The 24890-nt window shown below is 49.5% G+C and carries 23 protein-coding genes, 1 tRNA gene and 1 pseudogene; 15 read left to right on the top strand and 10 right to left on the bottom strand.

Features of this window, described 5'->3' with window-relative positions; translation table 11 throughout:
- Positions 1 to 31 precede the first annotated feature (31 nt).
- The 5 genes and pseudogenes from NDA06_RS00600 (at position 32) to NDA06_RS00580 (ending at position 3994) form a co-directional block, all read left to right on the top strand.
- Complete coding sequence (locus tag NDA06_RS00600) at positions 32 to 1174, top strand: sodium-dependent bicarbonate transport family permease (RefSeq protein WP_190987030.1); 1143 nt, start codon at positions 32 to 34, stop codon at positions 1172 to 1174.
- Positions 1175 to 1267: 93 nt separating this feature from the next.
- A complete protein-coding gene (locus NDA06_RS00595) occupies positions 1268 to 1600 on the top strand; it encodes a hypothetical protein (RefSeq protein WP_190987031.1) in 333 nt (110 codons plus the stop codon).
- A gap of 43 nt (positions 1601 to 1643) precedes the next feature.
- Positions 1644 to 2332, top strand: a pseudogene (locus NDA06_RS00590) (STAS domain-containing protein); the annotation flags it as partial.
- A gap of 119 nt (positions 2333 to 2451) precedes the next feature.
- Positions 2452 to 3888, top strand: coding sequence for a cation:proton antiporter (locus NDA06_RS00585; RefSeq protein ID WP_190987032.1), 1437 nt, complete (start codon positions 2452 to 2454; stop codon positions 3886 to 3888).
- Positions 3866 to 3994 carry a hypothetical protein gene (locus NDA06_RS00580; RefSeq protein WP_277878446.1) on the top strand — a complete coding sequence of 43 codons (129 nt, stop codon included), beginning with the start codon at positions 3866 to 3868 and terminating at the stop codon, positions 3992 to 3994. Before NDA06_RS00585 ends, NDA06_RS00580 begins: the two co-directional genes overlap by 23 nt.
- Here the strand turns inward: NDA06_RS00580 and ald are convergent.
- Positions 3983 to 5071, bottom strand: a complete 1089-nt coding sequence (ald, locus tag NDA06_RS00575) for an alanine dehydrogenase (protein ID WP_190689918.1) — start codon at positions 5069 to 5071, stop codon at positions 3983 to 3985. The genes NDA06_RS00580 and ald overlap by 12 nt on opposite strands.
- 381 nt (positions 5072 to 5452) lie before the next feature.
- On the opposite strand from ald, the gene NDA06_RS00570 reads away from it, so the two are divergent.
- The 6 genes from NDA06_RS00570 (at position 5453) to NDA06_RS00545 (ending at position 14000) form a co-directional block, all read left to right on the top strand.
- Positions 5453 to 5671, top strand: a complete 219-nt coding sequence (locus NDA06_RS00570) for a TOBE domain-containing protein (protein WP_190410950.1) — start codon at positions 5453 to 5455, stop codon at positions 5669 to 5671.
- Positions 5672 to 5775: 104 nt separating this feature from the next.
- Positions 5776 to 5946: a hypothetical protein gene (locus NDA06_RS00565; RefSeq protein WP_190410951.1), complete on the top strand. Its 171-nt coding sequence runs from the start codon at positions 5776 to 5778 to the stop codon at positions 5944 to 5946.
- 247 nt (positions 5947 to 6193) lie between these two features.
- A complete protein-coding gene (locus NDA06_RS00560; protein ID WP_190410952.1) occupies positions 6194 to 6487 on the top strand; it encodes a hypothetical protein in 294 nt (97 codons plus the stop codon).
- Positions 6488 to 6514: 27 nt separating this feature from the next.
- Positions 6515 to 6949 carry a heavy metal-responsive transcriptional regulator gene (locus tag NDA06_RS00555; protein ID WP_190410953.1) on the top strand — a complete coding sequence of 145 codons (435 nt, stop codon included), beginning with the start codon at positions 6515 to 6517 and terminating at the stop codon, positions 6947 to 6949.
- Positions 6946 to 8040, top strand: a complete 1095-nt coding sequence (locus tag NDA06_RS00550) for a WD40 repeat domain-containing protein (protein WP_190986908.1) — start codon at positions 6946 to 6948, stop codon at positions 8038 to 8040. Before NDA06_RS00555 ends, NDA06_RS00550 begins: the two co-directional genes overlap by 4 nt.
- 92 nt (positions 8041 to 8132) lie before the next feature.
- Positions 8133 to 14000, top strand: a complete 5868-nt coding sequence (locus NDA06_RS00545; RefSeq protein WP_190986909.1) for a PAS domain S-box protein — start codon at positions 8133 to 8135, stop codon at positions 13998 to 14000.
- On the opposite strand, the gene NDA06_RS00540 is transcribed toward NDA06_RS00545, so the two are convergent.
- The 4 genes from NDA06_RS00540 to NDA06_RS00525 all read right to left on the bottom strand — a co-directional run bounded on the left by NDA06_RS00540 (position 13992) and on the right by NDA06_RS00525 (position 15951).
- Positions 13992 to 14207 (bottom strand): hypothetical protein, encoded by a 216-nt coding sequence (locus tag NDA06_RS00540; protein WP_190986910.1) that lies wholly within the window; start codon positions 14205 to 14207, stop codon positions 13992 to 13994. The genes NDA06_RS00545 and NDA06_RS00540 overlap by 9 nt on opposite strands.
- A gap of 22 nt (positions 14208 to 14229) precedes the next feature.
- Positions 14230 to 14313 (bottom strand) — tRNA-Leu (locus tag NDA06_RS00535).
- Positions 14292 to 15167 carry a M48 family metallopeptidase gene (locus tag NDA06_RS00530; protein WP_348251666.1) on the bottom strand — a complete coding sequence of 292 codons (876 nt, stop codon included), beginning with the start codon at positions 15165 to 15167 and terminating at the stop codon, positions 14292 to 14294. The genes NDA06_RS00535 and NDA06_RS00530 overlap by 22 nt, the downstream gene beginning before the upstream one ends.
- A gap of 364 nt (positions 15168 to 15531) precedes the next feature.
- A complete protein-coding gene (locus NDA06_RS00525) occupies positions 15532 to 15951 on the bottom strand; it encodes a hypothetical protein (RefSeq protein ID WP_190410958.1) in 420 nt (139 codons plus the stop codon).
- 9 nt (positions 15952 to 15960) lie between these two features.
- Between NDA06_RS00525 and NDA06_RS00520 the strand changes: the two genes are divergently transcribed.
- Complete coding sequence (locus NDA06_RS00520; protein ID WP_190986912.1) at positions 15961 to 16131, top strand: hypothetical protein; 171 nt, start codon at positions 15961 to 15963, stop codon at positions 16129 to 16131.
- Positions 16132 to 16155: 24 nt separating this feature from the next.
- Here NDA06_RS00520 and NDA06_RS00515 read toward each other — a convergent pair whose 3' ends face one another.
- Complete coding sequence (locus tag NDA06_RS00515; RefSeq protein ID WP_190426631.1) at positions 16156 to 16512, bottom strand: iron-sulfur cluster assembly accessory protein; 357 nt, start codon at positions 16510 to 16512, stop codon at positions 16156 to 16158.
- A 298-nt stretch (positions 16513 to 16810) separates the two neighbouring features.
- Here NDA06_RS00515 and NDA06_RS00510 point away from each other — a divergent pair, with 298 nt between their 5' ends.
- The 3 genes from NDA06_RS00510 to NDA06_RS00500 all read left to right on the top strand — a co-directional run bounded on the left by NDA06_RS00510 (position 16811) and on the right by NDA06_RS00500 (position 20572).
- On the top strand, positions 16811 to 18463 hold the full coding sequence (locus tag NDA06_RS00510; protein ID WP_190410961.1) for a hypothetical protein: 1653 nt from the start codon (positions 16811 to 16813) through the stop codon (positions 18461 to 18463).
- Between the two features lie 140 nt (positions 18464 to 18603).
- A complete protein-coding gene (gene zds / locus NDA06_RS00505) occupies positions 18604 to 20073 on the top strand; it encodes a 9,9'-di-cis-zeta-carotene desaturase (protein WP_190986913.1) in 1470 nt (489 codons plus the stop codon).
- A 49-nt stretch (positions 20074 to 20122) separates the two neighbouring features.
- Positions 20123 to 20572: an SRPBCC family protein gene (locus tag NDA06_RS00500; protein WP_190529246.1), complete on the top strand. Its 450-nt coding sequence runs from the start codon at positions 20123 to 20125 to the stop codon at positions 20570 to 20572.
- A gap of 90 nt (positions 20573 to 20662) precedes the next feature.
- Here the strand turns inward: NDA06_RS00500 and NDA06_RS00495 are convergent, their stop codons facing one another.
- The 4 genes from NDA06_RS00495 to NDA06_RS00480 form a co-directional block, all read right to left on the bottom strand.
- Positions 20663 to 22318, bottom strand: a complete 1656-nt coding sequence (locus NDA06_RS00495) for a site-2 protease family protein (RefSeq protein ID WP_190986914.1) — start codon at positions 22316 to 22318, stop codon at positions 20663 to 20665.
- 27 nt (positions 22319 to 22345) lie between these two features.
- On the bottom strand, positions 22346 to 22585 hold the full coding sequence (locus tag NDA06_RS00490) for a 2Fe-2S iron-sulfur cluster-binding protein (RefSeq protein ID WP_190410965.1): 240 nt from the start codon (positions 22583 to 22585) through the stop codon (positions 22346 to 22348).
- A gap of 73 nt (positions 22586 to 22658) precedes the next feature.
- Positions 22659 to 24164, bottom strand: a complete 1506-nt coding sequence (cobQ, locus tag NDA06_RS00485) for a cobyric acid synthase CobQ (protein WP_348251665.1) — start codon at positions 24162 to 24164, stop codon at positions 22659 to 22661.
- Positions 24165 to 24301: 137 nt separating this feature from the next.
- Positions 24302 to 24709, bottom strand: a complete 408-nt coding sequence (locus NDA06_RS00480; RefSeq protein ID WP_190986345.1) for an Npun_F0494 family protein — start codon at positions 24707 to 24709, stop codon at positions 24302 to 24304.
- Positions 24710 to 24890 lie beyond the last annotated feature (181 nt).

Here is a 24890-nt window from a genome sequence, read left to right as displayed (position 1 = left end):
TCCTCATCCGAGGAGGCATAAGGAGGTATTCGTGGATTTTTTGTCCTTGTTTTTAATGGACTTCGTTAAGCAGTTGCAGTCCCCAACACTTGGGTTTTTGATTGGTGGTATGGTCATTGCCGCCCTTGGTAGCGAATTGGTAATTCCAGAGGCGATTAATCAGATCATCGTCTTTATGCTGCTCATGAAAATCGGTCTGACCGGTGGTCAGGCGATCCGCAATTCTAACCTAACGGAGATGGTGTTACCTGCAGCGTTTGCTGTAGCAGTAGGGATTCTTGTTGTATTCATCGCACGCTATACGTTAGCCAAGCTGCCGAAGGTCAACACCGTGGATGCGATTGCGACCGGGGGATTGTTTGGTGCTGTGAGTGGCTCTACCATGGCTGCCGCCCTGACGCTACTGGAAGAACAAAAAATGCCATACGAGGCATGGGCTGCCGCACTCTATCCCTTCATGGATATCCCAGCGCTCGTAACGGCGATTGTGGTGGCCAACATTTATCTCAACCACAAGAAGAAGCGTAGGGCAGCAGACGAGTCTCTCAGCAAGCAGGAGTCTCTCAGCAAGCAGCCCGTTGCAGCAGGCGATTATCCCAATCAGGAAGATTATCCCAGCAGCCGACAAGAGTATCTCAGAAAGCAGCAGTCTGCGAATAATCGGGTCAAAATATGGCCGATCGTGAAGGAAAGCCTCCAGGGTCCTGCCCTATCGGCAATGTTGCTCGGCATTGCTCTTGGCCTGTTCACCCAGCCGGAAAGTGTCTATAAAAGCTTCTACGACCCCCTCTTCCGCGGCTTGCTTTCGATCTTGATGCTGGTCATGGGTATGGAGGCTTGGTCAAGACTTGGCGAACTGCGCAAGGTAGCCCAGTGGTACGTCGTGTATAGCGTTGTGGCACCGCTGGTGCATGGGTTCATCGCCTTCGGTCTCGGCATGATTGCCCACTACGCCACGGGATTCAGCCTGGGCGGTGTTGTGATCCTGGCCGTCATCGCCGCCTCCAGTTCAGACATCTCAGGTCCGCCCACGTTGCGAGCCGGGATTCCGTCGGCCAATCCCTCCGCCTACATCGGCGCATCCACAGCCATCGGTACACCCATTGCGATTGGCTTGGCAATACCGCTCTTCCTCGGACTCGCCCAGGCGATAGGCGGGATAGGCGGCAGCTAATCCCAGACGGGTCGCGGTCTGTCGGCCCTCCCTTGACCCGGCAGACCAAGCGACTCAATATATAAGATCAATTACGGTAAGGAGGTAACCAACATGGCAAAGCCAGCCAAAAAGCTCGTCATCGTCACGGAAAAGATTCTGCTGAAAAAGATCGCCAATATCATCGAAGAAGCCGGGGCAACCGGTTATACGGTTCTAGAAACTGGCGGTAAAGGCAGTCGCAACGTGCGCTCGACGGGACAACCCAGCGTTTCTGACACCAATGCGAATATAAAATTCGAGGTGCTCACCCCGGATCGGGATATGGCCGAGAATATTGCGGATCAGGTCGCAATAAAGTTTTTCCTCGATTTTGCGGGCATGATCTATATCTGTGACGCGGAGGTACTGTACGGGCACAGTTTCTGTGGACCAGACGGCTGTTGAATCGAGACGACGTAGACACAAAAAGCCGGGTCATGACCCCGGCGTTTTGGGCGCTGCCAGACTGACTGAACCGACTCCGATGGCAGTGTTAGCGGGGATTGCTCTGAAGGTAGGGATAGATATTCTCGACTGGAGCTTCTTGAAGCGATCGCACGATCGCACAAAGTATCCCTCAAGGGTTCCCCGATCGTGTATGGGGTGTTGCTCTTGACGGTGTTTGTGGATCTAATCGTGGCAGTGGGTGTGGGTGTGGGTGTGTTTATTGCCAATATCCTCACCATTGAACGGTTGAGCAATTTGCAATCCAAGGAAGTCAAGTTGATTACCGATACAGATGATGACGTTCGGTTGAGCGATGAGCAGAAGCAACTGCTGGATAAAGGCAACGGGCGCGTCTTGCTGTTTTACCTGAGTGGCCCAATGATTTTTGGCTTGTCGAAAGCGATCGCACGCGAACACAATGCCATGAAGGAAGCCGATGCGTTGGTGATGGATCTCAGCGATGTACCCATGCTGGGGGTAACAGCTTCACTGGCGATCGAAAATGCGATTCGCGATGCCCACGATAAGGGGTTAGAAGTCTATATCGTCGGTGCCAGTGAGAAAATTCAGCACCGCTTGCAAAAGTTAGGACTGTTTGATCTGGTGAACCCAGCGCATATCTTAAGCGATCGCACTGAAGCCCTGCGTCAAGCGGTTGATCTGGTTTACCGCAAAGAGATAGTTGCCTAATTCACCTGTTTGGAGGTTTGATGAATCGAGGCGATCTAATGCGTCAGAAAACTAGCTGGCAATCAATTGCCTCCCATTCAAATAAGGTTTGATTCATTTTTACCACCAAAACCTAACCCATGTTTTTGAACCATACAATGACAGCTTTAAGTTCTGGGATGGCATCTCTGATTGCTCCCATGCCCTTGTTAGCAACGGTAGAGGCAGAAAATTCACCGATTGTTCTGGCTGGAGTTCTGCTGAGTTTAGTCGTGATTTATATCGCCAGTAAACTCGGCGCGGAAGCGGCTAAACGATTTGATTTTCCACCCGTTCTGGGTGAACTGGTGGCAGGGGTGGTTGTCGGGGTATCTGCTTTACACCTGATCATCTTTCCCGAAAGTGGACTGTCAGCCTCAGATTCAGCGGTGATGACCGTGCTGCAATGGATTAATCATCTGTCTCCCGCAGCCCTCACGAGCGTATATGAGTCCCAGAGTGAAGTCATTTCAGTGCTGGCTGAATTGGGCGTGATTATTCTGCTATTTGAAATTGGTCTGGAATCGGATCTCAAACAACTCAAAGAAGTGGGTTCTCAAGCTGCGATAGTCGCCTGCGTGGGGGTGGCAGTTCCGTTTGCCGCTGGTACCGCTGGCTTGATGATGTTCTTTCACACACCTGCAATTCCAGCAATTTTTGCAGGCGCTGCTTTGACGGCAACCAGCATCGGAATTACGTCCAAAGTGTTGTCTGAGTTAGGACAGCTTAAATCCAAAGAAGGTCAAATCATTGTTGGTGCGGCGGTGATTGATGATGTCCTGGGAATCATTGTCTTGGCTGTTGTCGCCAGTTTAGCCAAAACGGGTGAGATTGATGTTGCTAATGTCATCTACCTGATTGTGAGTGCAACAGCGTTTCTGCTCGGTTCCATTTTGTTGGGCGGCATCTTTAACCAAACCTTCAATGCGATTGTGGAGAAATTCAAAACCCGTGGCAATGTGGTTATGCCAGCATTTATCTTTGCCTTTTTCATGGCATTTCTGGGCAGCGCGATTCATCTAGAAGCGATTTTGGGTGCTTTTGCCGCTGGCTTGGTTCTGGATGAAACTGATGCCCGTAATGAGTTAGATGAACTAGTAAAACCGATCGCCGATCTACTGGTACCCATCTTCTTTGTGACGGTGGGAGCGCGAGCCGATCTAGGCGTGTTGAATCCGACGGTGCCTGAGAATCGTGCCGGAATTTTGATTGCCGCATTTTTGATGGTAGTTGCCATTCTCGGCAAGGTAGTGACGGGTTGGGCGGTGTTTGGTCAGCCCGGAATTAATCGACTCGCGATCGGAGTTGGCATGATTCCACGGGGTGAAGTCGGGCTAGTGTTTGCCGGAATCGGTTCTGCGAGTGGGGTTCTGGATAAGCCGTTAGAGGTATCCATTATTATCATGGTGATTCTGACCACATTTCTGGCTCCACCGTTTCTGCGGATCGCCTTTGGTGAGCCAGTCGAACCCCCAAGCAAGGGCGAACCTGCCAGTGAGCAATCAATTTTGGTGAGTGAATCTCAGCCTACGCCGTGAGGACGCTGGGGGCGATCGCTGTACCATGAACGCCACAGATCGCGATCGCCCCACTACTAGCCTCTCGCCTATTTCCTTACCCGTAATGTCACAGTTAATCAGCTAAATCGGGAAACACTTCGCGGACGGCAGGATGAACCAGCCGGTGATTCTGTACATTGATGCCCCTTGCTAAAGCCGGGTCGAGTTCTAGAGCTTTCATCCCCTGGTTCGCCAGCTTCAGGACGTAGGGTAAAGTGCTGTTGTTCAGTCCCTGAGTTGCTGTCCAGGGAACGGCTCCCGGCATATTCGGGACGCCGTAGTGGACGACGCCTTCCTCGATGTAGATAGGATTGGTGTGGGTCGTTGGTCGCACGGTCTCGACACAACCGCCTTGATCGACTGCCACATCGACAATTACCGAACCGGGATGCATTTTTTGTACCAACTTCCGAGGGACTAAGATAGGGGCGCGACGCCCTGGAACTAAAACCGCCCCAACAAGTAAATCGGCTTCCGAAACGACCGCTTCTACTTGCAGGGAGTTACTGTAGAGCAGCTCAACTCTGGAGCCAAAGAGGGTTTCCAGATACGCCAACCGCTCGACATTCACATCCAAAATCTGGACGCGGGCACCCAGTCCTACCGCCATTCGAGCCGCTTCGGTGCCAACGACACCGCCGCCTAAAATCACCACGTTACCCGGTCTGACACCGGGAATACCGCCCAGAAGAATCCCCCGACCTCCTTGATGGCGCTCCAAAAACTGTGCCCCGAACTGTACGGAGAGGCGACCGGCGATAATGCTCATGGGGGTGAGCAGGGGCAATTTTCTATCGGGGAGTTCTACCGTTTCGTAAGCGATCGCGCTGACGCCACAATCAATCAGATGCTCGGTCAACCCCCGATCGGCTGCCAAGTGCAAATAAGTAAACAGCATCTGCCCTTTCTGGAGAAACTGGTACTCTGGCTTCAGTGGTTCTTTCACCTTAACCACCAGTTCTCGGTTCCAAGCATCCTTCGCTTCTAGGACAATTTTTGCCCCGGCAAGAATATAATCTTCATCAGAGAAGCCAGCACCATTACCAGCCGCGGATTCTACAAAAATCGCGTGACCGTTTTCACTGAGTACCCGGACGCTACTAGGACTTAACCCTACCCGAAATTCACGATCTTTGGTTTCCTTGGGAACGCCAATTTCCATTTATATACCTCAAATTGCTCGGCTATCTATTGAATTGACTATAGGTGCCACACCTGGTGACTTGTTGCATTGGGAGTTACCTCCCTGAAGGAGCGAGTGAGAAATTGGACTGACAACTTCTCAAGTAAAACGGTTTTTGGTTTGGGTAATTCGCGCATCGATCGGGAGGGGCAGCCGATCGGGAATGAGGTATCGAATGAGGTATCGATCGCTCCCCTCTCCCTTTACTCCTGAAGTCTCTTTATTCCTGAAACTCTCTCTCGCCCCTGATCCCCATCATTACTTATTTATTTAGGAGTCCCAAAAATTTTCGGATTACTTCACAAAAATGCTGCAACAATCAAGACGGCTACCTTATCCAAAGGATTTGGAAACACCAATATGACGATGCAAATTAGCGGACGGAATCAACTCAGGGGTAAAGTGACTGCGATTCAACTGGGTGATATCCTCGCCGAGGTGACAATTCAGGTGGGAGATAACTTAATTGATGCGGTGATTACTCGTCGTTCGGCAGAAAATCTGCAAATTTCAGTTGGCGATGAAGTGAGTGCCCTGATCAAGGCGACCGAAGTCATGGTGATCAAAGAGGTTGATTAGCAACTGTGTTTGCTTTGCTCTTGACTCAAGGCTTAGCACCTCTACAATAGAAGACAATCTATAACGAATTGTAAACCTCTGAAGGGGCAAGGATTGCCAAAGCCATGACACAACTTCAACCTACGACCACTCCTAAGCTGGAAGAACCCAAGTTAGGCTTCAATGATTACGCAGAGCGATTGAATGGTCGAGCCGCAATGATCGGCTTTTTGCTAATGGTGCTCATTGAATATGTCACGGGTCAAGGAGTGCTATCTTGGCTGGGCTTGCAATAAAAAAGCGCTCTTCTTTTGTCTAGTCCTTCGGAATCGGCAACCCGTACAGGCTTTCCTCGGTCTAGCACAACAAGTACAAGAATTTGTCTCAGGATACAGGATGTAGGGTTCTGCCCTTGCCGAAGGGTGGGATGAAGGATGAAGTTTAGAATCCAAAAATGATTCTGACTTCTGCCGCCTGACTCCTGACTCCTGAATGAGATAACCTGAAATTAGATTAAAGAATAACGGAATAGAGCAAGTCGTGATGAATGCTTTGTGGCCTAGATTTTTAAAGTCAGCCTATCGTAAAGAGCCAATTTCCAGCTTTGTGGTAATCGTTGGTGCTGTAGATGCAGTGATTGGCGGCGTAGATGAAAGCTGGGGTTTGTTTAGTTTCGGAGTGTTGACAGTAGGGGCAGCGATCGCTCTGCGTTGGTGGCAAACCCAGGGTAAAGAAGTCGAACCAATCCCCCAAACGGCAAAACACTTTCTTCCCCCCCCAACCTCTCGTCCTGTCCTGCCCATGCTGAGTAACTCCAAACACCATCCAAAACCGTAACCCTTTGGGTGGGAGCTTCCGAAAACCATGATTGGCACTTCTGTTTCAATTGAATGGCTTAAAATCGGTGAAGTTGCCGCTCGGAGTGGTCTGCCTGTCAAAACCATTCGCTATTACGAAGATATTGGTCTGTTAGCACCGACGGTGAAGCGGACACCTTCCGGCTATCGTCTTTTTAATCGTGAGATTGTTAATCGACTGGCATTCATTAAGCGATCGCAAGCACTCGGACTCACTCTCAGCGAGATTCAAGAAATTTTAACAGTTCACGATCGGGGGCAGTTACCCTGCGGTGCCTTGAAGCAGCTTCTGCACGCGAAAGTAGAGGCGATCGCAGAACAAATTGAATCGCTAGAAATCCTCAAGAGCGAGCTAGAAGGGTTAATCTCTGGTTGGCAAGACCGACCGCCCGCTCACCACATCGATCATACTATCTGCCCCAATATTCAATCAGCACCATGAAACCTCCGGCTCGGAAGGCAAAAGTCAAAAGGCATTTATACAAAGAAAAAATTCTGAGTTTTGCATTTTTACCTTTTAGCTTTTATTGTTTCGCCCTTGCCAGTCAGCCTCTCCCAGCCGCCGCCAAAACAATAATCCAGGAAGCTGAAGCTGTTCCGTCTGACGCCCCCCAAAACCTGCCTCCTGAAGCTTGGAGAAACGTTCAACTCCTCCGCACCCTCAAGGGTCACAACGCGACAATTGATTCCTTGACCTTCACCCCTGATGGAAAATTTCTCATCAGCGGGGGGAGCGACAATGACGGCAGAATAAAATTTTGGTGGGTGAGAAGTTGGAAAGAAGTGGGTAGCCTCAGGGCGCATAGTCAGGCAGTGATGACCCTTGCGATGAGTCCTAATTCAGAAATTCTGGCGAGTTGCAGCAATGACTCCTCGCTGAATTTATGGAATTGGAAGACTGGAAAATATACCCGGACTTTTCTGGATCATACGAGTAATATTCTGTCAGCGGCGATTACCTCGGATAGTGAAATGCTGGTGACGGGTGCTTTGGATGGGATTCGAGTCTGGAATTTGAGAACGCAGCGCCCGATTTACAACCTGGTGCGTTTCGATAACCAAACTTATGCAGTTGCCCCAAATCCCAATGGGGAGATTCTAGCAAGCGGCGGCAAAGATACTGCGATTAAGGTCTGGGATCTCCAGAATGGAAGATTTCTTGACTCATTGTCGGGACATAGCGGTGCAATCAGTACTTTAGCGTTCACGCCGGATGGAAGTACGCTGATCAGTGGCAGCTACGATCGCACCATCAAAGTCTGGGATTTTAATAGCGGACGATTGCTTTACACCCTTTTAGGGCATACAGGTTGGATTCGGGCGATCGCGATCGCTCCTTCTGGACAAGTTATGGCTACCGCGAGTCAGGATGGAGTCCGCTTGTGGAACTTGAGAACGGGCGAACTGATTGCTTTGCTGGTCGGACATTCCGATTGGGTGAAATCGGTTGCCTTTAGTCCTGACGGGCGAACTCTGGCGAGTGGGGGTTTTGACAGAACCATTAAAATTTGGCAAGTCGGCTCTGTTCCCTAAACATTCATTAAGTGTGCGATCGCGGCAACTTTTAGTTCGGTTTATGGGAAAACTAAGTTCAGTTCCATCTGAGACGAAGGAAGTAAACCAAAGTGTTGACTCACAATCGCGACAAAGGAAAGAGCCTAAACGGATACGAGTGGGCAGAGGCGGGTTTCTTCAATCTCTCGCTGGATCTGCTTTGTATCGCCGGACTTGATGGCTACTTCAATCACCTGAACCCTGCCTGGGAAAAAACTCTGGGTTTTACGAAGGAAGAACTCTTAAGCCAATCGTTTATGGAGTTGGTTCACCCGGAAGATTGGGAAGCAACCATCACCGAAGCGCAGAAGCTTGCTACAGGCGCGGAAACAATCTCTTTTGAGAACCGCTACCGATGCAAAGACGGCTCCTATAAATGGCTATTATGGACTTCTGCGGTCTCCACTGAAGAAGGTTTGCTGTATGCAGTGGCTCGTGACATTAGCGATCGCAAAGCGGCTGAAGAAAAACTCCTCAATTTAAGAGCTGTCTTGGAGAATGCCGTCGAAGGAATTTCCCGGCTAGACACTCAAGGGCGCTACGTTACCGTTAATAAAGCCTACGCCAATGCAGCGGGTTACGAACCTGAAGAAATGATTGGCATGGAATGGCAGCGAACGGTTCATCCGGAAGAGATCGACAAGCTGATCGCTGCTTACCACAAAATGTTGGTGGATGGCAAGGTAGAAGCTGAAACGAGAGGCATCCGTAAAGATGGCTCTATTTTTTATAAGCAAGTGGTGATGATCTGCGATTACGACCAAGAGCAGCGATTTATCGGTCATCACTGTTTTATGAAAGACATCACCGAACGTCACCGAACCGAACAAGAGCGATCGCAATTAGCTAATCACATCCAATTGCTGCTGCAATCGACCGGGGAAGGCATCTACGGCATAGATTTACAGGGACGTTGTACCTTCATCAACAAAGCGGCGGCTCAGATGCTGGGATACCAGCCGGATGAAGTGATGGGCAAGGATATGCACGAGTTAATCCATCACAGTCGCCCCGATGGCTCCTTCTATCCCAGTGTTGAGTCTCCGATTTTTTGTGCTGTTCGCAACAGGAACAGTTGCCGAATCGACAACGAAGTTCTATGGCGGCGGGATGGAGCTGCTTTTGCTGCCGAATATTCGGCTTATCCGATTTTTGAGGGAGAGGAAATCAAAGGGGCTGTTGTCACCTTCGTTGATATCAGCGATCGCAAGTTAGCAGAGTCAGCACTCAAACAGGCGAATGAAGCCCTCGAAATCCGAGTCGAGGAACGCACCGCCCAATTAAGGCATACCCTCCAGCAGCTAGAAGACGAAATAACTGAGCGCCAGCGGGCAGAGAAAGCTTTATACAAAGAAAGAGAATTCTTAAATGCATTGCTGAATAACTTGGCAGACGGCATTGTCGCTTGTGACGCCAATGGAGTTTTAACGCTATTTAATCGAGCGACACAAGAGTTTCATGGGTTGCCGGAACAAGCTCTTTCTGCCGAGCAATGGGCTGAACATTTCGATTTATATCTGCCTGATGGGAAAACACTGATGAAAACGGAAGATATTCCGTTGTTTAGAGCGTTTCGGGGAGAGACGGTTCGGGAAGTAGAAATGATCATCGCCCCGAAGCAAGGAAAAATCCGCACCTTACTAGCTAGCGGACAAGCGATCGTTGATGCTCAAGGAAAAAAACTAGGTGCAGTCGTGGCGATGCACGACATCACCGAGCGCAAGGAAGTAGAAGCGGCTTTACAACAGAGTGAGTTACGACTCAACAGTATTCTAAATTGCCTTAAAGATTTGGTGTGGTCTATTTCAGCCACCACCTATAAAACGCTGTTTATGAACCCAGTGGCTGAGAAGTTTTATGGGCGGTCTTACTCGGAGTTCTTCAACAACTCCAACCTCTGGCTGGAGGTTATTCATCCAGAAGATCGCGAACTCGCCCTTGCCTATAACCACAGGGTTATGCAAGAGGGCAATGGTGAACTGGAGTACCGAATTATCCGACCCGATGGCGAAGTGCGATGGGTTTACAGTCGAGCCTGGATGATTTATGACGAGCACGGTACTGCTACCCGCATGGATGGTCTGTCCACCGATATCACAGATCGCAAGCAAGCTGAGGCAGCTCTGAGCGAAAGCGAGTCGCGGCTCAACAGCATTCTAAATTCGCTGAAAGACGTGGTGTGGTCTGTTTCAGCCAGCACCTTTGAAGTGCTTTACCTCAACCCAGCGACCGAGAGTGTTTATCAACGCCCAAGACAAGATTTCTTTGACAACCCCCAAGTGTGGTTTGATAGCATTCACCCCGAAGATCGCGATCGCGCCTTTGAATACAACCGTCAGGTTATAGTCGAGGGCAGCGGTGACATAGAGTACCGAATTCTCCGACCCGATGGCGAAGTTCGTTGGGTTCGTGACAAGAGCCGGGTGATTTACGATGAAACCGGGAAAGCTATTCGTATAGATGGTTTAACTTCTGACATTACCGAGCGTAAACAGGCAGAAAAAGCTCAGGCAAGACTGACCGCAATCTTAGAAGCAACACCTGACTTCGTAGGCATCGCCAATGCAGAAGGACGCGCCTTATACGTCAACAAGGCCGGTCGCCAAATGATAGGAATTGGCGAGAATGAGGATATCACAACGATGTATATCCCCGATTTCATGGCAGCTTCAGTCATCGACGGGATTCTGAACGAAGGGTGGCAGGCTGTTGTCAGAGAAGGTATTTGGAGTGGCGAATCAGCGTTGCAGCACCGGGATGGCAGAGAGGTTCCTATCTCCCAGGTATGGATGAGCCATAAATTAGAAAATGGGGAGGTTGAATTTTTCTCTACGATCGCCCGCGATATCACTCCTGCTAAGCGGGCAGAGGAAGCCATCCGCCAAAGCGAAACTAGACTTGGAGAAGCTCAAAAAATTGCCCATATCGGCAGTTGGGAATTCGATCTGGCGACTGGAGAAATCGCTTGGTCGGAGGAACTATTCCGCGTGTGGGGTATGGAGCCGAACCAACCCGTACCGACTTACGAAGAGTTGGTGCAAAAAATTTATCCAGATGACCGGGAAGTTTTTGTAAAAGCAGTTGAGCTAGCAATTACTGAAGGCAAGCCCTACGAATTCGACAATCGCACTTTGCGTCCTGATGGTTCGATTGGATATATGTTCTCCAAAGGGCAACCGATTATCAACTCTGAGGGTCGGGTCATCAAGCTATTTGGAACAGGACTAGACATCACCCAGCGCAAGCAACAAGAAGAAGCCCTACGACAAAGCGAAGAACTATACCGCGCCCTTGCCCGAAATTTCCCCGACGGTTCGGTGGCTTTATTTGATAAGGACTTGCGCTACCTGCTGGCAGATGGAAGCGAATTAGCCGCCATCGGGCTTTCCAAAGAACTTATGGAAGGAAAAACCCTATGGGAGGTTTTTCCTCCAGACACCTGCGAAACTGTGGAACCGATGTATCAAGCAGCATTAGCTGGTGCCATGACGGTTTCTGAAATCCCCTATGGCGATCGCACCTATCTGGTGCAAATTCTGCCCGTCACCAACCAGCAGGGAGAAATCTTTGCGGGGATGACGTTGACGCAAAATATCAGCGATCGCAAACAGGCAGAGGAGGCGTTGCGGCAGCGGGAAGAACAATTGCGCCAGATTCTTCAGAATATGCCAGTTATGATGACTGCCTTCGATGCAGACGGAAACATCACTGTCTGGAACCGCGAGTGCGAAAGGGTTGCAGGCTACAGTGCTGCGGAAATTGTTGGCAATCCCAAAGCACTGGAGTGGGTGTATCCAGATCCCGCCTATCGCACATCAATGCTGACCATCTGGGCTGAACTTGGCAATAACTACCGTAACTGGGAATGGGAAATCACAGCTAAAGATGGAAGTGTCAAAACAGTAGCATGGTCGAATATCTCCGAGGGATTCCCCATTCCCGGCTGGACCACTTGGGGCATTGGTGTGGACGTAACCGAACGCAAAGCCGCTGAAGAAGCTCTAGCAGAGAAAGCTTGCTTAGCCGCGTTTCGTGCGGATGTAGACACTGCGCTGACTCAGGGCGATCGCTTGCAGGTGATACTGCAACGCTGCACCGAGGCTGTAGTCCAACATCTCGATGCCGCGTTTGCAAGGCTATGGACGCTTAACAGAGCGGAGAATGTATTGGAGTTGCAAGCGAGTGCGGGGATGTATACCCACCTTAATGGCTCTCATAGCCGCGTACCCGTTGGTCAATTTAAGATCGGCCTAATTGCCCAAGAGTGCCAGCCCCACCTGACCAACTCTGTGATTGACGATCCTCGTGTTGCTGATAAAGATTGGGCAGAAAGAGAGGGCTTGATCTCCTTCGCTGGTTATCCCCTGATTATCGAAAACCAGATATTAGGGGTTATCGCCATGTTTGCCCGGAAACCGCTTACCGAAGCTACGCTGGGGGCGCTAGAATTTGCAGCGGACGAGATTGCATTAGGTGTTAAGCGCCTACAGGCAGAGGAGGCGTTGCGACACTCGGAAGCACGATTTAGACAACTCGCTCAACGCGAGGCACTGCTCAACCGTTTGTCCAGCGATATCAGGAACTCCCTTGATGTCAGTACCATATTAGGAACGGCTGTGCAGGAGATCCGCAATTTGTTGCAGATTGACCGATGCCTGTTTCTTTGGTATCGACCATCAGCAGAACAACCAGTCTGGGAAGTGGTAAAAGAAGCGAAGATACCCACCCTGCCTAGCTTGCTGGGTCAATACCCAGCCCCAGCAAGTTCGCTAACTCAAAAGTTCACCAACTTGGAAATCCTCCAAGTTGACGATCTTGCAAACGCCAGCGATCCAGCCGAACAGGAACTCTATAGTGCTTCGGGCTACAATGCTATCCTATCGCTGCCAATTCAAGCTCCTTCTGGTGAGATTGGTGTGGTCAGTTGCATCCATCATCGTGGTTCTCGGTCTTGGAGTGGCTCGGAGGTGGAACTGCTGCAAGCGGTAACTGACCAACTCGCGATCGCGCTTTTCCAAGCCGAACTCTACACGCAAGCTCAAGACTCTGCACAGCAAGCTCAAGAAAAAGCTCACCAGCTACAGCAAACTTTGCACCAGTTGCAACAAACTCAAAGTCATCTGATTCAAAGTGAAAAAATGTCCAGCCTCGGTCAGATGGTTGCTGGTGTTGCTCACGAAATCAACAATCCTGTCAACTTCATCCACGGCAACCTCACCCACGCAAATCAATACAGCCAAGATTTACTGAATCTCCTCCAGCTTTACAAGCAGCACTATCCCAATCCAGTTCCGGAAATTCAAGATGAAATCGAGGCGATTGACCTTGATTTTGTGGTAGAAGACCTCCCGAAAATCCTGGGTTCGATGAAGATGGGGACTGACCGCATCCGTCAGATTGTTCTGTCGCTGCGGAATTTCTCGCGCTTGGATGAAGCCGCCATGAAGGCAGTGGATATTCATGAAGGGATTGATAGCACCCTGCTGATCTTGCAAAACCGACTGAGAGCCGCCCCCAACTATCCCAGCATTGAAATTGTTAAAGAGTATGGCAATCTACCGCTGGTGGAATGCTACGCGGGACAGCTCAATCAAGTGTTTATGAACCTGCTCAACAATGGGATTGATGCCCTAGAAACGCAGCCCGAACCGAGAATCATTACCATTCGGACTGAAGTGGGACGTGGGAAATCCCTTCCTGACCCTTATGTTTTGATTCGGATTGCTGATAACGGCCCAGGGATGACCGAGCCAGTAAAAGCTCGCCTATTTGATCCCTTCTTTACGACTAAACCTGTCGGGAAGGGGACTGGTTTAGGTTTATCGATTAGTTATCAAATTGTGGTGGAGAAGCACGGTGGCACTTTAAAATGTGTCTCCAAACCAGGACAAGGAGCGGAGTTTTGGATTGAGATTCCCATTTCTCAAGGTCTAACTTAACTGGAATTCTGCACAAAAAAAGAGAGGGAAGTTAATCTTCCCTCTCCTCGAATCTTTACTATTTTCAGATTCACCCTGGTCTTTTAGCTTCTTCCGCAACATCTTCTGTTGCTTTCTAATCTGTCTCGCCCTAGCGGAGCCACCTTTCCCTTTGTCGTTTCGTCCCTCTCGGCGGGGAGATTCCCACCGCTTGAGTCGTTGAGTCATGGTCGTTCTCTTGTGTAAAGAGTGGGCAGGGAGAGAATCGAACTCTCACGATCTCACGATCGTCAGATTTTGAGTCTGATGCGTCTACCAATTTCGCCACCCGCCCTTGGGTTTAGCTTCACTATTATAGCCTATCGAATGCTGTTGTAGCAAGGCTTGATATTCTTGACTGCTAGCCCAACGGTCAATTTCCCGCGCCCGCAGGACGGGTACTGGGTGGCTGAGTTGGGCTGTCTGCGCTTGTTTGAGCATTTCACCCAGCTGATTTTTACTGATATCGTCGTAAGCTCTCGCTTGAGCTAAAAAGGCTTCCAGATTCAGCTGCGGCGCAAGAATGGGTGAACCTCCAGCCAGTTTCATTAAGACGGAACTGACGACTTTAGAGTCTTGAGTGGCGAGAAGTGCAGCGCGATCGCAAGTAAATTCTGCACATCGCAGCCACTGTAGCATCTGTCCCCTCAAAGTTTCAGCGATCGCTGCACCCCAAGTCGGAATTAATCCTGCTGCTAACACCATAATATTGACGGGTGTTAGGTACACTCCATGCTCGCATTTTAGGTGTCCCAGTTCGTGGGCGATGACTGCCTGAATCTCTTCGGGTGTCAGCAAATCGATTAAAGAGGTGTGCAACACAATAAATGGCTGCTTTCCTCGCATGGCAAAGGTGTAGGCGTTTGGCGTGGGTGAGGAACGGACATACAGTTGCGGGGGTTCCAAATCTAATATTTGGCACGCTTCTAACAGTAGTTTATGCAGATGAGGCAGTTGTTGTTCGCCTACGAGGACGCCCGCCGCTATATTTTCCAAATAAAAAAACTGTTCTGCGAGGGGACCAAGCAGATTTCTGACCAGGATATCCATTCCCGGCAGTTGTTTTAAGGCGTTAGTCGCTTCTAAATCTAAGGGATGGCGAAATTTATCTGCCGAGAGACCAATTAAGGGTGTCTTTGAAGGCAACATGGAGGAAATCTCAAAAAAAAGAACTAAAACAAAAGAATTGATTGATGCGGTGCTAATCTCAGGGCGATCGTGAGATTAGATATCCCAAATTAGTATAGCGAGGGCGCTTTGTTTTTGTTTCCAAACGGCGCACATAACTATGTTTTATTAATGCGATTTACAAAATATTGTACCTATTTTCTCTTCCTCTTCGCCCACAAATGGTATACTTTTATAATGGGATAGTTATGCTTTTTTTATAATGGTTAGTATTCCAGTATTTAAAATATATTATTCATATTTAATTAAATAATTATATCCTGAAAAGCCCTAACTTCTTCAATATTTTACTTTCAAAGTTAGGGATTCTGAGGACAATTTCCAATTAGGTAAACAACCAGTTTTTTACCCGATTTAAACCCTTCCAGTCGGGTTTTCTCGCTAATCCATCCTCAATACTTTCTTGGATATCAGGGCGTAATTCTGGATTAATCGCCAGAGATCGCTGAGCCTCTTCAATGTGTTGCCGGACGCCGGTTTTCCCTTCTTCAAGCATCGCCAGAACTAGGTTAATGTGAGCCTGGGGATCTTGGGGATTTAACTTAACCGCTTTTTGAGCGGCTTTGTAGGCCAGAGTGGCTTGATCGTCTAATAGATACAGCCACGACAGGCAAATCCAGGCAGCAGTGAGTTTGGGGGCGCGATCGCAAATATCCTTGAAAACAGGAAGCAAAGTATCCGGGCCTTCTCCCGCTTTATAGCGTTCTAGGCCATTGTCAAAAAGGTCGTTAATTGGCTCGGTCATTTCTGAAAGATGAAAGATGTTAGCGATCGCGTAGCGGATGGCGGGCTAGATAGCGACGCTCTCTTCGCCGGATGCGTTATTTTACGGGGCAATGGGGGGTTGAATCCACCCTTATCTGGAAAGCAGGCGGGATACCTGCTTTCCAATCAGAAGTTTTTACAAACTGTAGGCCAAGCTTGAACTTAGACACCAAATGCAAATGACTTAGACTCCAAATGACTTACCGCAGCCACAGCTTTGAGCAGCATTGGGGTTTGTAAATTGGAAGCCACCGCCAATCATGGCATCGCTATAGTCCAGCATCAGACCATAGAGGTATAGCATACTCTTGGGATCGCAGACAATTTTGAAGCCATCGTAGTCGTAGACTTCATCGTTTTCCCGAATTTGACTAGGCTCTTCAAAATCCATCATGTACGACATTCCAGAGCAGCCACCTTGGCGGACGCCAACTCGCAGGCACAGATCCTTGCCTTGTTTCTCCCGCAGAGAGAGAACGTGTTTGAGGGCAGATTCGCTTAACTGGATGCCGCGTTTTTGCGATTGAGTAGCTTGTGTCATGGCGCTCTCGACTCCTAATTTGGTGTTTTATCTAGACGACTTGAGGAAGCCAGTCCACTAGGTCAATTTTATCGAAGATTCTTAACTTAACCGCAGACCGGCGAAGCGAAAAGCTTTTTATTATTTATGTTAACGATTAGGCGTTGGGGTTAGATAGAGCGATCGCGCAAGGATTGTATTGTGGTGCTTTCATCACTGCCAAGCATTAGTTTATAGGAGGACGGCAGAGGGGCGATTAGTATTTAAAATGAGGATCTGCAAAGCGCACGGTGTGTTGTTCCCCCAGTTGGCATAGTCTATGTCTGTTCTCACTCGCTCCACGTCTCGTCGGCTGCAAACTTTACAACAAATTCCTAGCGTCTGGGAAGGCGATCGCCGTCGATTATCTGCTGGGATGGCGCAAAGCTTAGAGTCGGATACTCAGACAGACAGCGAATGCATTGTTTGGGTGGATGGCGTCGAAGGAATGGTTCGAGCGATGGATGTCGTAACTTCCGAGACTGGGCCGGAAGCCGTTGTTCGCGCCCTGCTGCGAGCAATGGAACATCCCCACAGCCCTGCCAAGCCATCCCGTCCTCAGAAAATTGTAGTCCGACACAGAGAACTTCAGTTCTACCTGCGGGGTGTTCTTCAGGATCTAGACATTGCTGTTGATTATGTACCAGAACTGCCCCTGATTGACGAACTATTTCGCGGGTTCCAAGAAATCACCAGCACTCGCCCCCCCAAACTACCGCCTGAATATGCCGAGTTACTGGTGCAAAAAGCTTATGAGATTTGGGACGATGCACCTTGGGAACTGCTTGCCGACCACCAGATTATCTCAATTGAGCTAAACCAGTGGGATGTGGAGACGCTGTACGCCTCGGTGATGGGAATGCTCGGCATGGAGTACGGCATTTTGTTGTATCGCTCTCTGGACTCTCTGAAACGGTTTCGCTCGTCGGTTTTGGCAAAAGAGTCTTTTGAGGAGCTAGAAGAAGCATTTCTAGGGCAAGATTGCTTGTTTGTCACCTTCGAGCAGGCTGAAGATTCCTTAGACGAAGATGAAGAGGACGAAGGCATTGATTTAGCTGACTTGCCGCTTTCAGAAATTCAACCCAATTTCGGAAATGTGCATCCGTTAGAGGGGATGCGACCCTTTTTATATGAGGAAGAAGCGATCGCAGTTTACGTGGCACTCGAAGCCCTCCATCGCTTTTTCCGAGCATCCAATCGGCAGCTGGCAGCAGAGAAATTCCCTACCTTGAGCAAACGCTACCGCATCGCCGCGCCGCTAGAGGCGGATCTGCAAAAATCGATTCCCGTTAAGGTGGCAACGGTTCCCGATGTGGCGACGGAACTGTTTGACATGGCAGAGGTGGCAGGGTTGGCAGAGGAGGAAGACAGCGATCTCGAAGAGATGATGCTGCCCCTGCGGGATGACTTAGTGCCCAAAGATTCTTTCCTCAGCTTGGGGATGATGACTTGGGAGAAAGTAGAGTTGCTGCGTAAAACCGTTGATTGCTATCAAGCGAAGGAAGCGATCGCGGCGGGAGAGGGAATGCCAGTGGTTTTGATTCAAACTTCCCGTCCCAAGGCAAAGGAATTGATTGAGCAAATCCAAAGCGCGGGAGGGTTAAAGGGAATTTGCTTTAATCCGGGAGAAGATCCTTTTGAAGGCGATCGCTATGACTTGGGAATTCTCCAAACAGAAAATGGCAATATGTACCTGTTTGGTGAATTTCAAGAAGACGATCCGATTCATAGCGAAGCTCGTCGCAAATGGGATCAGCGTTGTAAGAAAACCAAAGGCTACTGCGGCTTGATTGTGGCTAGGGGGCTAAAAGGCGCATCTAGGGGAAATCCTCAGCTAGGCGACATGATGGCTTTATTTGAAGCGCGATCGCTCTCTAGTAAAGATTTAGGATTGGGGATGCTCCAGCTGATGCCCCAGTTTGAGTTCGAGTAAAGCGGCAAAGGGCTAGAGGAGATGGGGAATTCGCCGTGAGCGATCGCCAATACCCAATTCCTTAATCCAGGCGATGAAAATCGGTAATCTTCTGCTGTCACCTGTTAAACTTTGTAAAGAAATTGAGAAGGACAGATGGCATGCGGGTTGCAATCGTCGGGGCAGGATTGGCTGGAATGGCAGCGGCAGTCGATTTAGTCGATGCCGGTTGCGAAGTCGAAATCTTTGAGTCTCGTCCGTTTGTGGGGGGTAAGGTCGGCAGTTGGGTGGATGCCGACGGCAATCACGTTGAGATGGGATTGCACGTCTTTTTTGGGAACTACTACCAGCTATTTGAATTGATGAAGAAGGTGGGGGCAGGTGACAATTTGCGCCTGAAAGAACATATCCACACCTTTATCAATCAAGGAGGCGTCACAGGTGCCTTGGATTTTCGCTTCATCACGGGTGCGCCTTTCAACGGATTAAAAGCATTTTTTACAACATCGCAGCTGTCATTGCAGGATAAAGTACAGAATGCGATCGCCCTTGGCAGCAGTACCATCGTGCGCGGCTTGGTAGACTTCGAGGGTTCGATGAAAACAATTCGCGCTCTCGATAAAGTTAGCTTTGCCGATTGGTTTCGCAGTCACGGTGGCAGTAATGGCAGCATCAAGCGGATGTGGAACCCGATTGCTTATGCACTCGGATTTATTGACTGCGAAAATATTTCTGCTCGTTGTATGCTGACCATCTTTCAGATGTTTGCTGCTAGAACCGAGGCATCGGTGCTGCGAATGCTGGAAGGTTCTCCCTCCGAGTATCTGCACAAGCCGATTATTGATTACATAGAAGCCAGAGGCGCGAAAATTCATACTCGTCGCCGGGTACGAGAAATTCAATATAGCGGCGAAGGCAACGAGACGCGCGTGACTGGCTTAGTGGTTGCACAAGGAGAAACTGAAGAAACCATCACCGCCGATGCTTATGTCTGCGCCTGCGACGTGCCCGGAATTCAGCGCGTTTTGCCGCAAGCATGGCGTCAATGGTCGGAATTTGACAATATTTATAAGCTGGATACAGTGCCCGTCGCGACAGTGCAGCTGCGGTTTGATGGCTGGGTGACTGAGTTGCACGATGCCGAAGAAAGACACCAAGTGCATCATGCTGCCGGAATTGATAATCTGCTTTATACAGCGGATGCCGACTTTTCCTGCTTTGCAGATTTAGCTTTAACGAGTCCCTCTGATTATTACCGCGAAGGACAAGGTTCGCTGTTGCAGTTGGTGCTAACGCCGGGAGATCCGTTTATCAAGGAAAGTAACGAAGCGATCGCTCAACACGTCCTCAAGCAAGTACACGAGCTATTCCCTTCCTCCCGCGACTTGAACATGACTTGGTACAGCGTGGTGAAGCTGGCTCAGTCTCTTTACCGCGAAGCCCCTGGCATGGACCCCTATCGTCCTCCTCAGAAGACGCCGATCGCCAATTTCTTCCTTGCAGGTAGCTATACTCAGCAAGATTACATCGATAGTATGGAAGGGGCAACCCTGTCTGGGCGTCAGGCAGCAAAGGCGATTTTAGAAAATGTACAGGAAATAAAGGGTAAGAGCCAGTTGTCGGCAGTTTAGGGGAATAAACCGAAAAAACGCTGCATAGTGCGAAGGAAAAAAGAAGTAAATGGCTGAGTGGCTAGAGCATAGCGTGCAGGTAGAGGTGCCGGTTCCCATTGACGAGGTGTGGAACCTCTGGTCTGATCTGGAGCAAATGCCTCGGTGGATGAAGTGGATCGACTCGGTTACAGTTCTGGATAATGACCCAACCTTGTCGCGCTGGAAACTTGCCACGGGTGGCTTAGAATTTACTTGGCTTGCCCGTATCGTGAAAAAGGTGCCCAACCAGATTATCCAATGGGAATCTGTTGGTGGATTACCCAATCGGGGTGCGATTCGCTTTTATGACCGACACGGCAGTAGCATTGTTAAGCTAACGGTGGCTTACGCCATTCCCGGTTGGCTGGGCAGGTTAATGGATAATCTCTTCCTGGGGCGCGTTGTCGAATCGACTATCCAAGCCGATTTGGATCGGTTTCGAGAATACGCCATTAACTCCCAAGCTAAAACTCAGTAGTCATCACCCCTTCTCAAAACTTTAGGGAGATTTTAGAGGGGTATATTGAGAAAGAGACGGAAGAGCGATCGCATTTTCCATCTTCGCGGTTCAAGAACTTTGCGGTAGCAGCGTGACAAACGCAATCACCAATCCGCCAAATAAGCACATCAAATACACGCCTAACAACAACAGCCTGGTTCCCCAACTGGAATGGGATTCCCGACAGCGTTGGGCAATATCTTTGACCATTCTGTACTTCTGAGCAAACGGTAGGGAACCGTAACCAGACTTTTTGAGCGTCAGGAAAATAGCCATCAGTACGCTATCAGAATCGTCAGTTGATTGGGGCAGTTCTCGCCGCAGGATCTTCAGAATCTTGGCACTGCGAAAGCTAGCAGGGATGCTAAACGCAATCAAAAATCCGAGGAAAAGAAAAATACCAGTCCCCGGACTCATGCCGATAAAAACTAGCAACCCGACGGCGAAAAGTTTGAACAAAACATCGGTGTAGGGATGGCGGGAAAATATTAATAAATCTAGGATGCGTCCTCCATCCAAGGGCAAGATAGGAAGTAGATTGAAGTAGTTAATAATGACCAGAAAGCTGATTACCTCTTGCAACCCTAAAGAACGCTGGAGAGAATCGGGAATTGCCAGCGCGATCGCAACTCCTAAGATTATCCCCGGAACCGGCCCCGCCAGCAAAACTAGAAATTTTTCCCGAATCGTCGCATTGTCTTTGCGTCCGGAAGCCGCAGCACCAAATAAGGGCAAGAAGAAAATCGATGTATCTTTATAGCCACAGCCTCTCATCGTCAAAAAGTGCCCTAGTTCGTGCAAAAACAGGACGCCGATGAGAATCAGCAGTGTCTGCAAGTCGAAAAATGGCGTGAACGAGATAGCAAACACGACCAAACTGCCAAGCAACAACCACGACTTTATCCCCTTTCTGGCACGTCCCCGTTCGATTCGTTCCATGCGGCGGAATCCCTCCACTTCCACCGCCGAAGGAATCTCCACATACCGATAGGGTTCTGTTTTTGCCTTTTGCGTCCACTTTTTGACCAGAGTTGTATACTTGCCGCTATCCCGCCCCATCTTGATAGCTGTTTTCATCGCAGCACTGAGATTGAGTTCTAGCAGTTCCGTTCCTCTAATCGGTGACAGCTGCCCTGATTTCACCAAGCTGTCTATGTAGGTGACATGATGCGATCGCAATCTCTCAATAAACGCTTTTGATGACATCGCGACGGGCGTTTTTGCAAGTGCCAAATGCTCAAGCTTGCCTTGATGGACTTGCCACTGCTCTTGGGTTTCCACCGCGTAAGGATCTTGGAGAATGGTATTGGGTATTTCTCCAATCACCCCGAAAGCCTGTCCATTCATCGTGTGTAATAGGAGACCATCCTCAAAAAAGGTAAGAAACTCGATCGTAAACAGCCTCACCGATTCCGGTAGGCTACGAATGTTTACATTAGCGAATGTTTTAAATGCCTCGTTGTATAGCACCATCCCCCAGCTTTTCGAGACATCCAGGTAAATGTCATTAAAGCTGAAATAGGAATGGAACTGAAACCCTAGCTTTTCAAGTTCTGGTAACGGAATCTCAAATAACTCTTTGATATAAGCAGGGATTTCCTCGCCGCTCCGAATTTCGTAATCGATGTACTGTAGAGTCAAGCCTAAAAGTCGCTGAAAAAAAATCAAGTAGCGGCACGCTACTAGCAACCCATAGACTGCTAATCCGTAAAGCAAATATTCCATTAACGGCCCAACCCTGTGTGTAGTTTGCTACCAGGCGGGGTCAACGTAGAGATTGATTGTTAATTGTTCGCACCCTGCCGGTACTGCTGTGATACAAGCACAGATGGTATGTCCGTCCGCTACCTCCACTTCGCAGGCGTGACACGAACCCATCAGGCACCCGGTGGGAATGAACACCCCAGCCCGTTCTGCTACCTGTAATAACGCTTCTCCTACCTCAGCGTCAACCGCAATCTCGTCAGGTAAAAAAAGTACACTTACGCTCATCAGTAGTTGGTAATGGGTAATGGGTATTTGCTAATGGGTAATGGGTGAAAAGCAATGACCCATTACCCATGCTTTAAGACAAAATAGGGTTTAAATCTAGGTGAGCTTCCACCGTATCTGCCAGCGAATCCAGAATGGTTTCTCGGTGTTCGCGGTAGTTGGCGACGCCTGTGGGGAGAGATGGAAGTCCCCGTTGCTGCCGTAGGTGATTTAACCAGGCTCTTCGCCAAGGGCCATTATCAAAAAGACCGTGGAGATAAGTGCCCACAACTGATTGAGTAGCATCGACAATCCCTAAACTCGGATCGTCAAATAGGGTTTTGTAGGAGTATTGCTTGGGTGCGTGTCCGGATGCCCCCATTCCTTCCTCTGAATCCAACAGCCGCGTGCGCCCTTGATGGATTTCATAACCGGCGACGGGTAAACCAGTTTGAGGATAGTTAGACGTTACGAGTCGTTGGCGGGCAATTTTTTGGGCGGTAATTACGGTTTTTACGGGTAACAGTTCCAGACCTTTGTAACGTCCGGTTTCACCTTCAATTCCTTCAGGATCGGCTAAAAATTTGCCTAGCATCTGGAAACCGCCGCAGATTCCCAGAATAGTCCCGCCTGCTGCCGCGTAATTTTGAATTGCCTGCGCCATGCCGGTTTTTTGCAGCAGCATCAAGTCAGCGATGGTGGTTTTGGAACCTGGAATAATCACGGCATCCGGATGTCCCAAGGGTTCTCTGGGGCTAATGTATTTCACCGTAACGCTGGATTCTGCTTCTAGGGGGTCAAAATCGGTGAAGTTAGAAATCCGGGGAAGGCGGATGATGGCAATGGTGAGATCGCTGTGAGATTTGGTCGTGCGACGCTCAAACAAATCTAGGGAATCTTCGGCGGGCAAAGCTTGATCGATCCAGGGAATGACACCTGCAACGGGAATGCCGGTGCGTTCTTCTAGCCAGGTGATGCCGGAGTCTAAGAGCGATCGCTGTCCTCGGAATTTATTAATGACAATCCCCTTAATCAGCGCCCGTTCTTCCTTCTCCAGCAACTCCAGAGTACCCACTACATGGGCAAAAGCGCCCCCCCGGTCGATATCCACGACCAGCAAGGTTGAGGCATTTAAATGCTTCGCTACCCGCATATTCGCCATGTCGCGGTGCTTAAGGTTAATCTCCGCTGGGCTACCCGCTCCCTCACAGACCAGTAAGTCAAATTCTTCGGAAAGACGTTGCAGCGATTCTTCAATTGCCTGCCAACCTATATCAAAATACTGCTCGTAGTACTCCGCAGCACCCACTTGCCCGACGGATCTGCCCTTGATAATCACCTGGGAAGTCATGTCCCCTTGGGGCTTAAGTAAAATTGGGTTCATCTCCACCCAGGGCGTGACTCCCGCAGCCCAAGCTTGCACTGCCTGGGCATAACCAATCTCTCCTCCAGTGGGCGTTACGTAAGCATTCAGCGCCATATTCTGCGCTTTAAAGGGAGCCACTCGCCAGCCGCGCCGAGATAGAATCCGGCAAAGTGCTGCGGTTAGTAGAGATTTTCCTGCGTGGGATGTGGTTCCCACGACCATAATCGCTTTCATTTTAATAGTTTGGGGTTATAGGGAAGAGCAGGCAAGCAGGCAAGCAGGCAAGCACGCGAAAGGCACAAAACAGAGGGGCAGGGAAAAATTCTTACTCAGTCCTCAGTCCTCAGTCCTCAGTCCTCAGTCCTCAGTCCTCAAAACAACCGGAACCAACGATTTAAGGCATTATAAAAGCGATCGCTAAGAGAGGGGGTAGGCCACGAACCACCCTGAAGTTCCCATTTTTCAACCAATTGGCGTCCCAAAGGCGTGAGGCGAAAACTATCGGTGATTCCTTGACCATCCACCTCTCGCCGCAGAATGCCTACCTGAATCAGCCACAACAGGGAACTTTCTGCGCCTAGTTCCCGCACAGGATGGCGGGTGTACTGGTGTTGGACGCCTGAAGCACCCGCGATCGCTTGCAGGGGAACGCTGGTTGAGCGCATCGCCGCAAACAAAGGCAGGAGGAAGGGCGAACAGCGCATCGCCCGTTCGGCACGGGATACACTGCCAGGGGAATATTGAATCGACTGGGAGTTTTTTGCCTCAACAGAATTCATCTCTTCATCTAATGTCAGGAAACAGCAGAGGATTAAAAATTGCCATCTAGTCAATATCGATTATTTATTAACCGACTTTTAGCGATCGCACCCACAAGCTTTATGGTTTTAGCTGTAGACGCTCTCCGGCGCGTCTCGTTAGGAGACTGACTGCCGTCATCCACCTTAGCTTAGCCCAAGC

The organism is Trichocoleus sp. ST-U1, assembly GCF_039961835.1.
In the GTDB taxonomy this organism is placed as follows: Bacteria; Cyanobacteriota; Cyanobacteriia; order Cyanobacteriales; family FACHB-T130; genus FACHB-T130.
The sequence above is the reverse complement of the archived record's forward strand: the minus strand, read 5'-3'. Positions and strand labels throughout refer to the sequence as shown.

Bases quoted from the DNA above. Each gene is read 5' to 3' on its own strand.
- NDA06_RS00595 (WP_190987031.1), top strand. From the start codon at position 1,268: ATGGCAAAGCCAGCCAAAAAGCTCGTCATCGTCACGGAAAAGATTCTG.
- NDA06_RS00585 (WP_190987032.1), top strand. From the start codon at position 2,452: ATGTTTTTGAACCATACAATGACAGCTTTAAGTTCTGGGATGGCATCT.
- ald (WP_190689918.1), bottom strand. From the start codon at position 5,071: ATGGAAATTGGCGTTCCCAAGGAAACCAAAGATCGTGAATTTCGGGTA.
- NDA06_RS00570 (WP_190410950.1), top strand. From the start codon at position 5,453: ATGACGATGCAAATTAGCGGACGGAATCAACTCAGGGGTAAAGTGACT.
- NDA06_RS00565 (WP_190410951.1), top strand. From the start codon at position 5,776: ATGACACAACTTCAACCTACGACCACTCCTAAGCTGGAAGAACCCAAG.
- NDA06_RS00560 (WP_190410952.1), top strand. From the start codon at position 6,194: ATGAATGCTTTGTGGCCTAGATTTTTAAAGTCAGCCTATCGTAAAGAG.
- NDA06_RS00555 (WP_190410953.1), top strand. From the start codon at position 6,515: ATGATTGGCACTTCTGTTTCAATTGAATGGCTTAAAATCGGTGAAGTT.
- NDA06_RS00550 (WP_190986908.1), top strand. From the start codon at position 6,946: ATGAAACCTCCGGCTCGGAAGGCAAAAGTCAAAAGGCATTTATACAAA.
- NDA06_RS00540 (WP_190986910.1), bottom strand. From the start codon at position 14,207: ATGACTCAACGACTCAAGCGGTGGGAATCTCCCCGCCGAGAGGGACGA.
- NDA06_RS00530 (WP_348251666.1), bottom strand. From the start codon at position 15,167: ATGTTGCCTTCAAAGACACCCTTAATTGGTCTCTCGGCAGATAAATTT.
- NDA06_RS00525 (WP_190410958.1), bottom strand. From the start codon at position 15,951: ATGACCGAGCCAATTAACGACCTTTTTGACAATGGCCTAGAACGCTAT.
- NDA06_RS00520 (WP_190986912.1), top strand. From the start codon at position 15,961: ATGAAAGATGTTAGCGATCGCGTAGCGGATGGCGGGCTAGATAGCGAC.
- NDA06_RS00515 (WP_190426631.1), bottom strand. From the start codon at position 16,512: ATGACACAAGCTACTCAATCGCAAAAACGCGGCATCCAGTTAAGCGAA.
- NDA06_RS00510 (WP_190410961.1), top strand. From the start codon at position 16,811: ATGTCTGTTCTCACTCGCTCCACGTCTCGTCGGCTGCAAACTTTACAA.
- zds (WP_190986913.1), top strand. From the start codon at position 18,604: ATGCGGGTTGCAATCGTCGGGGCAGGATTGGCTGGAATGGCAGCGGCA.
- NDA06_RS00500 (WP_190529246.1), top strand. From the start codon at position 20,123: ATGGCTGAGTGGCTAGAGCATAGCGTGCAGGTAGAGGTGCCGGTTCCC.
- NDA06_RS00495 (WP_190986914.1), bottom strand. From the start codon at position 22,318: ATGGAATATTTGCTTTACGGATTAGCAGTCTATGGGTTGCTAGTAGCG.
- NDA06_RS00490 (WP_190410965.1), bottom strand. From the start codon at position 22,585: ATGAGCGTAAGTGTACTTTTTTTACCTGACGAGATTGCGGTTGACGCT.
- cobQ (WP_348251665.1), bottom strand. From the start codon at position 24,164: ATGAAAGCGATTATGGTCGTGGGAACCACATCCCACGCAGGAAAATCT.
- NDA06_RS00480 (WP_190986345.1), bottom strand. From the start codon at position 24,709: ATGAATTCTGTTGAGGCAAAAAACTCCCAGTCGATTCAATATTCCCCT.